Raw genomic sequence first — 14694 nt, forward strand, 5'->3', positions numbered from 1 at the left:
TTAGTAATTTAGATATTGTAAATCGAATTGGGTTTTGTTGTATTGTAACACGTTTTCAAGGTAATCCACTTGAATTGATGTGGCATTTTCTAAAGAAGTTATATATTGAAAAAAGTCGATTTCTCCATGTTTGTAACTCATATCGGCTACTTTGATTATTTCTTTAGCCAATTTTTCACCGTATTCTTTATAGTACTTTATGCCTTCTTCATGTTTGATTAATTCATTTTTCTTTTGTGATATGAATTGATTGATTCTTGTTTGTTCGTTTTGTTTTTGTTGCTCCCAACTTTGAAGCTCTAACTTGGCAACATTATTCTTAGCTTTTGCTCCACCAAATAAAATTGGAACAGATAAACCCACTTGAAATCCATACAAAGACTGCGATAAACCATTATTTTTTCCTTGAAAATACTCTAAATTAATATCCGGTAAATAGTATTGTTTTTGAAGCTTAACATTCGATTGGTATGTTTTTGTAATATTCTCAAAATAAGAATTATAAACATCTTTATTTGAACCATCAACCAAAGTGATATTTGGAATTAATTTATCATTTTTAATAACTGTTTTTTCATCAGATTGAAGTAATCCTTGGAGCAATTCATAGTTAGCAATTTTATCTTTTTCAATTTGCGCTAATTTAGTTCTGATTTGTCTAAACTTACTTTGTGCGGTTATTTTTTCAAGATAATTAGTTTCGCCCAATTCAAATCTTCTGTCGCTTGCTTTCGAGAAATTTTGATACAAACTATCTAAGTATTGGAATAATTTTTCTTGATTTTGATAATAAACAATATGATTATAAACTTGTGCAACCTCATTTGACAATCGATTTTTGGTGATTTCGAAGTTAGACTTTTCTCTTTCGTATTCAGCCGAATATAATTTCTTTTGAGCGCCATAAACTGTCGGAAAGGCAAATCTTTGTTGTACTCCAAAAACTTTTAATGGTTCATTATTCAACGCTAAATTATTCTGATCATAACTATAATAAACATTAGTTTTATCGAATGAATATGCCGTTTTAATGTTTGCTTTTGATTTGTCAATTTGCAATTGTGCGGCTTTAATTGATTTATTTTTTAAATGTGCTTTAGCAATTAAACTATCCAATTCTGGAGTACTATTTTGAGAAAATGCAAGTGATGAACTCAATAGTAACAAAATAATTGTGATATTAGAATGAATTTTAAACTTAGCTTTTTTACCTTCTTTTTTGTCTAAAAGTTTGTATAAAATGGGAAGCACAATCATAGTCAAAATAGTTGCTGTAAACAATCCACCAATTACAACGGTTGCTAACGGACGTTGTACCTCTGCTCCTGCCGATGACGAAATTGCCATTGGTAAAAACCCTAAAGCTGCCGCAGCTGCTGTTAGTAAAACTGGACGTAATCTATCGGTTGTACCTTTCAAAATTAGTTCGTTAATATCTTTCATTCCTTGGTGTTTTAGTTCTTTAAAATGTTCAATAAGTACAATACCGTTGAGGACAGCGATTCCGAAAAGTGCAATAAATCCAACACCTGCCGAAATACTAAATGGCAAATCACGAATCCAAAGAAATAATATTCCTCCAACTGCTGATAGTGGAATTGCCGAATAAACCATCAAAGCTTCTTTTACTGAACCAAACGCAAAATACAACAGAATAAAGATTAAAAATAAAGCAATTGGAACCGCTATCAACAAACGCTCTTTGGCGCTTTGAAGATTTTCAAATTGTCCTCCATAAGTTACATAATAACCTTCCGGTAATTTTATTTTCTCGTTTATAATTTTTTGAACATCAGTCACAACGCTCTGTAAATCGCGGTTTCTTACATTGATTCCCACAACAATTCTTCTTCTAGTATTGTCTCTTGAAATTTTCGCTGGACCTTCTGTATACTCAATTTGTGCCAATTCTTGTAATGGAATTTGTTCCCCATTTGGAGTTGGAACGTACAGATTTCTCAAATTATCAATATCTTGACGGTTGGTTTTATCCAAACGAATTACCATATCAAAACGCTTTTCACCTTCAAAGACAGTTCCAACAGTTTTTCCAGCAAAACCAAGAGCTATCATTTCGTTCAAATCGGCAATATTTAACCCATAACGAGCAATTTTCGAACGATTGTAAACCACACTCATTTGAGGCAAACCTTCTGTTTTTTCAATAATAATATCGGACGCACCTTCTACATTGGCAATGGCATATTTTATTTGTTCTGCTCGTTTTGCTAAAACATTTAAATCTTCTCCAAATATCTTAATAGCGACATCACTCCTAGTTCCTGAAATCAATTCGTTAAAACGCATTTCTATAGGTTGCGTGAATTCTATTTCCATGTTTGGAATTTGTTTTTCAATTTCAAATTTAATTTTGTCGGCCAATTCATCTTTAGAATCTGCAGAAACCCATTCACCTTTTGGTTTTAGTTTTACAATAATATCCGATTCTTCCATACTCATTGGATCGGTTGGCACTTCGGCAGCACCAATTCTACTTACAACTTGGGTGACTTCTGGAAAATTTTTTAGAATTATTTTTTCAATTTTAGTTGTAGTTTCAATTGTTTTAGTTAACGACGTTCCTGTTTTTAAAACGGGTTGAATTACAAAATCACCTTCATCTAAAGTTGGAATAAATTCGCCTCCCATAGTTGTAAAAAGTACGATTGCAAAAACTAATAAAGAAATTGCTCCATAAATTACTTTTTTTGTATTGTTTAAAGCCCAAGTAATTACAGGTAAATACCAAGAATTCATTTTAGCAATCAATTTTGATGAAAACGAATTTGGATTTTCTTCTTTTGGTTTTAAAAATAAAGAGGAAACTACTGGAACATAAGTAAAACATAGCAACATTGCTCCAGCTAGTGCAAAACTGAAAGTCATTGCCATTGGTTTGAACATTTTTCCTTCAACACCAGATAATGAGAGAATTGGAATAAAAACAATTAGAATAATCAACTGACCAAAAACAGCAGAATTCATCATTTTGGAAGCACTTTTATAAGTGATTTCGTCAATTTGAATTTGCCTATCTTCTTTAGATAAGTTTACTAAATGTTTCGATTTGTGTGCAATTTGAAAGGCTATAAATTCTACAATAATTACGGCTCCATCAATAATAATTCCGAAATCTATTGCACCTAAACTCATTAAGTTGGCGTCAATTCCGAAGATGTTCATAAATGAAATTGCAAATAATAAACAAAGTGGAATTACTGAGGCAACAACCAATCCTGAACGCCAATTTCCTAACAAAAGAACGACTACAAAAATTACTATTAGACAACCTAAAATCAGGTTTTCAGCAACGGTAAACGTAGTTTTTCCAACTAATTCACTTCTTTCTAAAAACGGATTGATGTAAACGCCTTTTGGTAATGTTTTTTCAATTTCGGCAACTCTTGCTTTTACATCGCCAATTACTTGCTTTGAGTTTCCTCCTTTAAGCATCATTACTTGACCTAATACTTTTTCGCCTTCACCATTTCCGGTAATTGCTCCAAAACGATTAGCACTTCCAAAACCTATTTGTGCTAAATCTTTTACGTAAATTGGAATTCCATTGTCATTTTTAACAACAATATTTTCAATATCTTCAAGTGATTTTACTTTTCCTTCTCCACGAATAAAATAACTCTGATTTACTTTTTCAATGTAAGCTCCACCTGCAATACTATTGTTGTTTTCCAAAGCATTGAAAACATCAATTGTAGAAATATTCATCGCTTTTAATTTGGATGAATTTATAGCCACTTCGTATTGTTTTAAATAACCACCCCAAGTATTTATTTCTACAACACCTTTTATTCCAGATAGTTGTCGTTTCACAACCCAATCCTGAATAGTTCTTAAATCGGTTACAGAATATTGATTTTTATATTCGGGTTTTACATCTAAAACATATTGATATATTTCACCTAAACCAGTTGTAATTGGTCCCATTTCTGGAATTCCGAAACCTTGTGGAATCTTTTCGGAAGCTGTTTTTATTTTTTCAGCTATTAATTGTCTTGGAAGATATGAACCCATATCGTCATCAAAAACAATAGTTACGACCGAAAGTCCGAATTTAGAAATAGAGCGGATTTCTTTCACTCCAGGCAAGTTTGCCATTTCAATTTCTACTGGATAAGTAATAAATTGTTCAATATCTTGTGTAGAAAGATTTCTAGAAGTTGTAATTACTTGAACTTGATTATTAGTAACATCTGGAACAGCTCCAATTGAAATTTGAAAGACAGAATACACTCCGAATCCGAAAATTCCGAGAGTAAACAATAAAATTATTAGTTTGTTTTTTAAGCTAAAGGCAATTATTTTTTCGAGCATAGTACGTTCTTTTTTCTTTTGTAAAAGTAGAACATGGCTCAATAAAATAGCTTAAGATAGCCTTAATATCAAATTAGGGAATACTTAAAATTAATGAAGTTCCTTTATCTTCAATACTCGAAATTTCAATAGTAATTGACAATAAATCGCAAAGTCTTTTCACAATTGATAAACCTAAACCAGTACCTTTTATATTAGGATTATTTGAATTCTCAGCTCGGTAGAATGAGTTAAAGATTTTATCTACATCTTTTTCATGAATTACGTGACCAGTATTAGATATTGTTAGAATCGTTCTATTATCTACTTTTTCTAAATTGATTTCGACTTTTCCGTTTTCATTTGCATATTTGACCGCATTTGAAACTAAATTTCCAACAATAATCGAAATCAAATAATAATCAGATTGGATGTAATATTCTTGATTGAGATGTGATGAAATAGATAATTTATTAACCTTAATCTTTTCAGAATATCGTGATAAACTGTCTAAAATTATGGCATTTAAATATACATTTTCAATTTTATTGTTTTGCTTTTGATTTTCAAAACGAGCCAATAAAAGTAGTTCATCCACTAAATTATTTAATCGATCAACCTCATTAATACAAAAACTAATTTTTTCTTCATATTCTTGTTTTTCACGAGGTTTACGCACTAAAACTTCAAGAGTTCCTTTTATTACTGCTAAAGGAGTTCTTAATTCGTGAGAAGCATCTGATGTAAATTGTTTTTCGCGCTCAACAGCATCTTCAATACGATCTAATAAATCGTTTATAGTTTTAGAAAGTACAAATAATTCGTCTTTATTGTGAGGCAAATCTATTCTAGAATTCAAATTGTCCTTAGTTATTAAACTCGATGTTTTAATAATATTGGTAACTGGTTTTATACTTCTTCCTGCAAAAAATCGGGCAATTAGAAATAGAACAATTAAAATTAATGGATAGGAAATTAGTAGTATCTTTTTTAGAATAAGAATAATTTCTAAATCGTTAAGTGACATTGCGACTACAACATAACCAACAATTTTGTCTTTATTGATTATGGCAGTTTGAATTTGTCGAATCGGAATTCCGTTTAATGTTGATTCAATGTATTTATTGTTATTTGAATCACTTGATAAAATTAAATTCGAGCTTTTTAGATTCGGTGATTTATCTATAAGTTTTTTATTGTTATCATAAAACTGGACAAAAACTGGATTAACATTGAAGGTGTTGTGTTCTCTAGCTTTCCACTGATCTACTTGAATTAGATAGGTTTCATTAGAATCGATTTCAACGTCATCTAAGTGTTTTTCAAGTTCTTCGTATATTTCTTCATTAATATGTTCATTTACACTAAAACAAATTACTTGATAAATTACAATAAATACAAATGCTATGAGCAATGCGGTACTCAAAATGTAATTAAATGCAATTCTATTTTTAAATGAAAATTTAAACATTTTAGTGGCTTGGTTCAATATGAATTAATACATGACCGAGTTGTGGTAATTCGTGTCGCAAAGTATCTTTTAATAAGTGAGCGATATCATGTCCTTCTTTAACCGAAATTGTTGCATCTACAACAGCATGTAAATCAACGTGGTATTTCATTCCGGCTTTTCTAATAAAGCATTTTTCGGTATCAATTACTCCTTTTACTTTTAATGATTCTACTCTAATTTCAGCAACTAAATCATCATATAAATGTTCGTCCATAATTTCGCCAAGAGCTGGTCTGAAAATTAGATAACTGTTGTAAAGAATAAAAAAAGAAGCAAAAAGAGCCGCCCAATCATCGGCAGATTCGTATCCTTTTCCTAAAATTAAGGCAATACTAATTCCAATAAATGCAGCAACTGATGTAATTGCGTCACTTCTATGATGCCAAGCATCGGCTTTAAGAGAAGAACTGTTGGTTTCTTTACTTTTCTTGAGTACTTTTCTAAACGAAAATTCTTTCCAAAAAATAATAGCTCCAAGAATTATTAGAGTAAAAGGTTTTGGTAATTCGTGTGGTGTTCCAATGTTGCTTATACTTTCGTAAGCAATAATTGTAGCTGAAGTTATTAAAAAACCAACTACAAGAAAAGTAATTAAAGGCTCGGCACGACCATGACCATAAGGATGATTTTCATCTGCTGGACGACTGGCATATTTTAATCCGAAAAGAACCAAAAACGACGAAAAAATATCGGTTGTTGATTCTATTGCATCGGCAATTAGCGCATAGGAATTTCCAAAAAAACCAGCAATTCCTTTAATTAGAGCTAATAATGTGTTGCTTATTATACTAAAATAAGTTACTTTTATTGCCGTTTCAGTATGAGTCATTGATTTTTTAAATTTAGTTGGCAATGTATCCAACACCACGAATTGTTTTAATGCAATCGTCTTCTTTAGAAAGATTTAATTTTTTTCTAATCGCATTCATAAACACATCGATTACTCCGGTATCATATTCAAAATGGATATCCCACACATCTTCAATGATTTGAGTTCGGGTACAGACTTTGCCTTTATTTTGTATCAAATATACTAATAATTCAAACTCACGTTGTGTTAAAAAAACTTCTTTTTCGTCTTTAAAAATTTGGTGTTTTGTCAAATCGACTTTAATATCTGAAAGAGTCAAAATTTCATCTCCATCACTTATTCTAAAATGAATCTTAATGCGTTCCAAAAGTTCCTCAAAACTAAATGGTTTTTTGATGTAATCGTTTGCTCCTCCTTTTAATCCTTCAATTGTTTCTTGGACAGTATCTTTTGCTGTTAAAAAAAGTATCGGAATTGTTTTATTTTTTTCGCGAATACCTTTGCAAACTTCAATCCCGGGTAACTTTGGAAGCATCCAATCTAATAGAATTAAATCAAATTGATTGTTAGTAGCCAGTTCTAAACCTTCAAATCCATTGGAAGCTAGGCTAATTTCATAACCTTCTTCTTCTAATCCTTGTTTTAAGAAATTAGAAATTCCTACTTCATCTTCTACGATTAAAATTTTCATTGCTATTGCATTACAAATTTAAATCCGATAGTGGCAATATTTGCATTTAAGCCATCGCTTCTATCGTAATGATTGAATCTAAAATCGATATTTTTTAGGCCAAATTTCCAAATTTTAGAACTTGTAAAAATATCTGTATAAGTAAATCCTACACCGTATTGATGTGCATCAAAATCGGACAAATCAAAATCGGAAGTAAAGAATTTTTCTGTTGACAAATGCGTTTCGTATGGTTCAAAATACTTCGATTTAGTTTGAGTATAGTAACGATACATTGGAAATAAAGTGAATTTGCTTGATATTTTAAATGGAATTTCAATACTTGCTGTATGCGATTGTACATCCCAATTATCTGTATAAAATCTGTAATACGTTCTAAAACTTACCGTTTCATTTAGGTAATAATTGTAACGTAAACCAAAAGGTAATTTAAATCTAGTATCAGGTAATTTTTCAATTGCATCGGCTAATTGATAAGCACCTTTGTTGGTTTCACTTTGATAATTTGGAATAAATTGCGGATCACCAACATAGAAATTATCCTTGTCTGCAAAATACATTCTGTGATAAGGCGATGACAATTGGCCTTGCTGTTGCAAGACATCAAAGAAAACAGAAAAATGCGATTTTTTATTGATTACTTGAGAAAAACTTACTGATGCAGAAAATGAATTTCTAGCTTTTGATGTCCATGAAATAAAATTTGGATTGTATAAATTGGAAATTGCACCACTTTGATCATAAACCGTTGGTAAATTATCTCTAAATTCTATTGGATAAATGGGTTGCCAAGTATCTAAATAAGCGTTTCCTTTTAATGATATTTCAGAGTTTTTATTGTTGAATAATTTAGTAATACCACCACCAAATCCTAATGAAAAATAGTCGTATTCACTTGAAACAGAAACATCGGCATTCCATATAAAATTTCTATCATCGCTGCTGTGACTATAATTTACTACCAATGAAGCTAATGCATCTTGAGCCGATGCACCAGATGATGCTTGCCAAGGATTAGGTTTATTAGAATCAAATGGGTTAATGTTGCTTGATGAAGCTGATGTATAAGCAGAAATTCCAGCATCGACAGTTAAAATATCATCATCATTCATTGGGATTGCCACAATAATATTGGAAGCAATATCGGTTAATTTTTCAGACCCAATTCCACCAGAAACCGCCGAATGTAATCCGTCTTGCTTGTAATAACTTGCCAAGAAATCTACTTCGGTACTTTCTAAAACTCTTTTTTTGAAAACTACAGTTGAGTCTTTCTCTTGTGAAAAAGCAAATCCAGAAAGAAAAAGTAAACAGTATATTATTTTATATCGCATTGTATTTATATTGAAATTTCAAACTCCTTGAATTAATTGCAACCGCAACCTCCACCCGATTTTCCTCCATTTGCACCAGCAGAACCTTCGCGATATACTTGAAAAGTAGTTTCGTATCGTTCGGCAGTTTTAGCAGAAAGTTTCATTTCTGGATCGTTTAGTTTTTCTTTTTCGTATTCTTTTACAGAAGTACACGATTGTAATGTCAGCACTAAAATGATGGCAAAACTGATTTTCTTAATCATAATGTTATATTTTATATTTTTTAATATCAATGCCTTTCGATGCATGAATTTTCCCTTTATCATCAACAATTATACATTCAATTCCTTTTAATTGGTTTACTAAATCTAATCCTACTTCTACTCCGAGAACGAAGATGCCTGTCGCCAAAGCATCGGCAATTTCAGTTTGTTTAGCAAATACAGAAACACTAACAATTCCTGTTGCTGGATAACCTGTTCGTGGATCAATAATATGTGAATATCGAATTCCGTTGAAAGACACAAATTTCTCATAACTTCCAGATGTTTCAACAGCACTATTATCCAATGGAAAAGTTGCAAACACTTTGTTTTTATTCATTGGATTTACAATTCCGACGGTCCAAAGTTCACCGTTAGGTTGTTTTCCCCAAGTATTGATATCACCAGAAACATTTACTAATCCAGAAGTACAACCTTTAGATTGCAGTAATTCTTTCACTTTATCGGCAATATAACCTTGACCAATTCCGCCTAAACCCAATTTCATTCCGCTTAATTTCAAGAAAATAGTTTTATTTTCTTTGTCAAGAATAATATTTTGATATCCAATTCGTTCCACCGATTTTTTTATGGCTTCTGGCGTTGGCATTTCTTTCATACTTCCATCAAATTTCCAAATTTTATCCATTGAAGCATAAGAAATATCGAAAGCTCCGTTGGTTAGTTTAGATATTTTAATAGCTCTTTCTACTAAGTCAAATACTTCTTCATCTACTTTTATAGGTTGAATTCCTGCATTTTTATTAATTTCAGATATTTGAGTAGTCGGAATCCAATCGGAAATTAAATTCTCAATTCGTTTTACTTCGTTTATTGCTAAATTACTGTATTCATTAGCTTTAATAGAATCGTTTGCCACTACAGAAATCTCAAACGGACTTCCAAGCATAGCCAATTTTCTCTTGTAAATCGTTTGACCAAAAGATGAAATTGTTGTTAGAAAAACTATAAACAAATACTTTTTCATTGTTTTATAAAGAATTTAAAAGCTTAACATATTGCTCTGCTGATACATTTTTAAAACCAGTCATTCCTTTTACTTTGCCATTTTTATCAAGCTTAACTACTAGAGGAAAATTACCTTCTTTATTATATTTCTCGGCTAATTTTTTATTGTTTTCAGTAAGTTCTGCTGAAAGTTGATTGGCTTTCTTTTTTGGAAAATCGGCTTTAATTAAAACATATTTTTCATCCGCTTCTCTTTTAAAAGCTTCCGATTTCCATATGTTTTTTTCTAATTTCATGCATGGTGCACACCAATCTGATCCAGAAAAAACAACTATTATTTCTTTGTTCTCTCTAGAAGCTTCAATCTTGGCTTCTTCCAATGATGATTTCCAGTTTTGAGAAAACGCTACAGCAGAAAATAAAAGCACAACTAATAATCCAATTTTTTTCATAATTCTAATTTTATAAAGTAAAACATTTTAAACTAATTTTTGCCCTACATTATTTTATGTAAAAGTATAGTTTAAAATGAAAACTAAAACATTTGAAAATTATTTTAAGCCAATTTTAATTTAAGCGATTCTTAAGTTAGTATTAAGTGAATCTTAAACACAAACCTGTTATCTAGCAATAACTTTACTCAAAAAAACAATGCAATTATTTAAGAAAAATTCTCCTTTTTTTAACCTAACTTTTTTCTACTTATTAGTCAGTTTGCTATTGCGAGTTGTTCTGATGTTTCATCCAATTACACAAAGCAGGTTTACCTTTTTTGAAATTGTAAAAATTTTTGGATTTGGATTTCTATCCGATTTTTTGATTTTTATAATTTGTAGTTTTTTTCTATGGTTGTACTTGATTTTTTTATCCAATAATAAGTATTCAAAACCTTATGGATACATCATTTTTGGCTTCTTTGTAGTTTTATTTCTTTACATTCTATCTGGTAAATCTGTTTTACATGAATATGGTGGTTCTCTCCCAGAAATTGGATTAGTATTCGTTGGAATTAAAGCAACTTTATTCGGATTAATGTTATTTTTACCCAAGCTGCGATCCAAAATTCGATTGATTTCATTTTCAATAACTATCTTTATTTTTGTGCTATTGATCATTCAAAATGCAGTAAGCGAATTCTTTTTTTGGAATGAATTTGGCGTACGATACAACTTTATCGCTGTAGATTATCTCATTTATACAACGACGGTTATTGGAAATATTCTAGAATCGTATCCTATAATTCCTCTATTTTCTATTATCGGAATTACAGCATTAACTATCACCTATCTAATTGTAAAAAGATCAAAAAACTACATCTACTCTATCCCTAACTTTACTGAAAAACTTAAAAATTTTGGCATTTATATTGTTCTATTTATTATTTCATTTGTAGCAAATCCGATTTTAGTAAAGCAACAAAATTCACAAAATACATTTGCTAATAATCTTCAAGCTAATGGTGTTTACAGTTTTTATTTGGCTTTTACAAACAGTGAACTTGACTACACTACCTATTATAAAACTCTTGCAGATAAAGAAGCTTTTTCGATTTTAGAAAATCAACTGTCAGGAATAAAAAACAATTCGACGCAAAGAACTATTACTAGTAAAGCTGAAGAAATTCATAAAAATGTAGTACTTATTACAATTGAAAGTTATAGTGCGAGTTTCATGAAAGAATATGGTGGAAAAGATAACATTACGCCTTTTTTAGATTCTTTAGCTACGCAAAGTTTACAATTCACTAATCTTTATGCCGTTGGAAATAGAACTGTTCGCGGACTTGAAGCTGTGACGCTTTGTTTGCCTCCAATGGCTGGAGAAAGCGTGGTTAAACGCAAAGATAATAAGAACAAATTTTCAACAGGAAGTTTGTTTAAAGAACGCAATTATAGTGTAAAATTCATGTATGGTGGCGATTCGTACTTTGATAATATGGGTGATTTCTTTACTGGTAACGGTTATGAAATAGTAGATAAAAAGTCTTTTAAACCTGAAGAAATTTCTTTTTCAAACATTTGGGGTGTTTGCGATGAAGATATGTATAAAAAAGCTATAAATGTTATGAATGAAGAAAGTAAAACTAACAAAAGTTTTTTTAATCATATAATGACGGTTAGCAATCACAGACCTTTTACGTATCCTGATGGAAAAATCGATATTTCATCTGATAAAAAATCTAGAAAAGGTGGTGTAAAATATACCGATTATGCTTTAAGAAATTTCTTTAAAATGGCAGAAAAACAACCTTGGTTTAAGAATACTGTTTTTGTAATTCTAGCCGATCATTGCGCTTCATCCTCAGGAAAAACAGAACTTCCAGTAGAAAAATATCGAATTCCAGCGATGATTTATTCACCCGGATTTATTTTGCCAAGTCGAAATAATATTTTAATGTCACAAATTGATGTTATGCCTACTCTATTTGGGCTGTTAAACTTTAAATATAAAAGTAAATTTTATGGACAAGATGTATTTTCAAAAGATTATAAACCACGTGCTTTAATTGCAACTTATCAAGATTTAGGACTGATAAAAGACGATGTTCTAACAATTATTTCGCCTGTGAAGAAAGCAAAACAATTTAAATTATTGCTTAAAGATAATCATCTAAATGATGGTAAAATCCCTATTTTGTATGATGAAAAAATAATGAAACAGCCGCGAGTAGATTTAATAAACGAGACTATTTCCTATTATCAAACTGCAGCAAAAATTCTTGATGAAAAGAAATACGATAAATAAAATGCTACAATAATCCGTTGTATTTTCTTAAAAACCATTCGCTTGCCAATGTTATTGCTATTAAAACCAGCAACCAAACCCAATCAATTAAAGGAGTTTTCTTAACAATGCTTTTCTGAATTGCTTTATAATCCTCGTTTTCAAGTAAAGTTTTAATTAAATTATCTACTTGATTAGGAACAAAAACAGCACCATTTGTTTGTGAAGCCAATTGTTTTAATTTGTTTAAATCTGGATTTACGAATTGTTTTTCAATATCAAAATCTAATATTTCAAATCTACTTGAATAACTTGCGTTAGAATTTAATTCTTTCACTGAAAACGAATATTGCCCAGCAGATAATCCGTCAAGATTTACCTTGAAACTATTGTTAGTTTTCAATAAATCGTAGCGTTTAACTTGCTTAGATTTGGTATTTGTAACAGCAATTGTCAAACGTGCTTTTTCGTCAAATTCGTAGTTTTTGTTGAAATATTGAGCCGTTATTTCTAGAGCATCACCAGAATTGTAAAAACGTTCGTGATTTACAATTAACGATTTTTTAGAATCATTTGAAGCTAAAAACTGAATAGTTTTATCTAGAAAAACATCAAATTCTTCGAATGATTTTTTATCTACATAACTGTGAGCACGCCATTTCCAAATGTTTTCACCAAATAAATAAGCATTTCGTTTTCCTTGATTATCAAAAAAGGTTAACAACGGTTGCTCTGTATCGACATTTCTAATTCTTGACGATAATAAAGTTGAAGTATTTTCATTTGGAGTAATCGTTCCGAACGGATTTTCTAAAGGAGGAAAATTTTCGAAACCTAAATTATCAATCGCAAAAAGATTAAAATCGGAATCGAAATTAGTCAAATAATCTTCTTTTTGATTGGACATTTTAAAATCAATTTGATCTTGCTGCTGACTTAAAAATCCGAAATCGGTATTCAATCCTGTTATAATCCAAGTGTTTATTTTAAGATTTTTATTGGCATCAAATACTTGCTTGTAAGTTCCGTTTGGTTGATAAATTACTAAAACATTGTACTTATTTAAATCACTGATTTGATTTGGTTTAAGTATTGTTACTTTACGTTGAGCATTAGTTTCTATTCCGCGTTTTAAAGCGCCAATATCAGGATGATTTATTGCTGAAATGATTGCAACTTCAGTTTTCTGATCTATAATTTCTACTGCAAATTTCTTCGAATTATTATAAGTATTTTTTTCAGATTCTGATGAAGTTAGTGACGCATTAAAAATTTGAAGTCCAGTTTTATCAGCTGGCAACAGTACATTAATAACTGCCGATTTATTTGATGGAGAAAAAGATACACTTTGTTTGTTTAAAACATTGTTTCCTTGAGAAATGGCAAAATTTGCAGTTACCGATTTGGTTCCGGCATATTGAAGAAATACTTCTACAGGAAATTTATTCTTGTGAAAAGCGTATTTGTTTACATTAATCTGATTGATTTTTAAATCTAAATATGTCGTTGTATCACCAACAACCAAAGGGTAAACTTTATTATTTACATCAAAACTAAAAACATAATCTGAACCCGAAGTTTGATTTCCATCTGAAATTAAAACAGTTGGGAAGGTCAAATTTTTGTTGATACTTTTTAAATTTTTAGCAACTTCATCAATATTGGTTTGAGTTCCTTTAAAATCGAAAGTTTCTGATGGCTGAAATTCCGAATCAAAACTATACGATTGAACATCAAATTTGTCTTTCAGTTTAGAATTTGAAGCTAATTTTGTGTAAACATCTTGCGCAATTTCGTTCGCTTTTAGATCGACAATCGAACTTGAATTATCAACTATAATTGGTAACGGTGTTTTAATTGTCTCGAAGGAACTTCTGCTAACAATAGGATTAATCAATAAAAGTAACAATCCAAAAACAGATAGAAAACGTAAAAAAGCTAAGAGTTTAGTCATCTTAGACTTACTCTTAGCTCTGTAGAAATATTGAAAATACGACAAACCACCAGCAATTATAACTGATAAAATTAGTAATGCGATTGTCGTTTTGTTCATTTTTTAGTTTAAATATTAATGTGTTTAGCGATATGCTAACAAT

General features: G+C 30.5%; 10 protein-coding genes. 1 reads left to right on the forward strand and 9 read right to left on the reverse strand.

What is annotated here, in order from left to right; genetic code table 11:
- The 8 genes from LG45_RS11240 to LG45_RS11275 all read right to left on the reverse strand — a co-directional run bounded on the left by LG45_RS11240 (window position 1) and on the right by LG45_RS11275 (window position 10326).
- A complete protein-coding gene (locus LG45_RS11240; RefSeq protein ID WP_035127237.1) occupies window positions 1–4332 on the reverse strand; it encodes a CusA/CzcA family heavy metal efflux RND transporter in 4332 nt (1443 codons plus the stop codon).
- 73 nt (window positions 4333–4405) lie between these two features.
- Window positions 4406–5782 (reverse strand): HAMP domain-containing sensor histidine kinase, encoded by a 1377-nt coding sequence (locus tag LG45_RS11245; RefSeq protein ID WP_035127239.1) that lies wholly within the window; start codon window positions 5780–5782, stop codon window positions 4406–4408.
- Window position 5783: 1 nt separating this feature from the next.
- The gene (locus LG45_RS11250) at window positions 5784–6653 is read right to left on the reverse strand and encodes a cation diffusion facilitator family transporter (RefSeq protein WP_035127497.1); all 870 of its coding nucleotides are present in this window, start codon (window positions 6651–6653) and stop codon (window positions 5784–5786) included.
- A 13-nt stretch (window positions 6654–6666) separates the two neighbouring features.
- Window positions 6667–7326, reverse strand: coding sequence for a response regulator transcription factor (locus LG45_RS11255; RefSeq protein ID WP_035127241.1), 660 nt, complete (start codon window positions 7324–7326; stop codon window positions 6667–6669).
- A gap of 2 nt (window positions 7327–7328) precedes the next feature.
- Window positions 7329–8660 carry a DUF3570 domain-containing protein gene (locus LG45_RS11260; protein ID WP_035127242.1) on the reverse strand — a complete coding sequence of 444 codons (1332 nt, stop codon included), beginning with the start codon at window positions 8658–8660 and terminating at the stop codon, window positions 7329–7331.
- Window positions 8661–8692: 32 nt separating this feature from the next.
- Entirely contained in the window at window positions 8693–8905 is a 213-nt protein-coding gene (locus LG45_RS11265) for a DUF4266 domain-containing protein (RefSeq protein ID WP_035127498.1), read from the reverse strand.
- Between the two features lie 4 nt (window positions 8906–8909).
- Window positions 8910–9893, reverse strand: coding sequence for an FAD:protein FMN transferase (locus LG45_RS11270; protein WP_035127243.1), 984 nt, complete (start codon window positions 9891–9893; stop codon window positions 8910–8912).
- 4 nt (window positions 9894–9897) lie between these two features.
- A complete protein-coding gene (locus LG45_RS11275) occupies window positions 9898–10326 on the reverse strand; it encodes a thioredoxin family protein (protein ID WP_035127245.1) in 429 nt (142 codons plus the stop codon).
- A 199-nt stretch (window positions 10327–10525) separates the two neighbouring features.
- Here LG45_RS11275 and LG45_RS11280 point away from each other — a divergent pair, with 199 nt between their 5' ends.
- On the forward strand, window positions 10526–12619 hold the full coding sequence (locus tag LG45_RS11280) for an LTA synthase family protein (protein WP_035127247.1): 2094 nt from the start codon (window positions 10526–10528) through the stop codon (window positions 12617–12619).
- A 4-nt stretch (window positions 12620–12623) separates the two neighbouring features.
- On the opposite strand, the gene LG45_RS11285 is transcribed toward LG45_RS11280, so the two are convergent.
- Complete coding sequence (locus LG45_RS11285) at window positions 12624–14651, reverse strand: hypothetical protein (protein WP_035127249.1); 2028 nt, start codon at window positions 14649–14651, stop codon at window positions 12624–12626.
- Between the last annotated feature and the right edge of the window lie 43 nt (window positions 14652–14694).

Origin of the sequence: Flavobacterium aquatile LMG 4008 = ATCC 11947, assembly GCF_000757385.1 — a bacterium.
Taxonomy (GTDB): Bacteria; Bacteroidota; Bacteroidia; order Flavobacteriales; family Flavobacteriaceae; genus Flavobacterium; species Flavobacterium aquatile.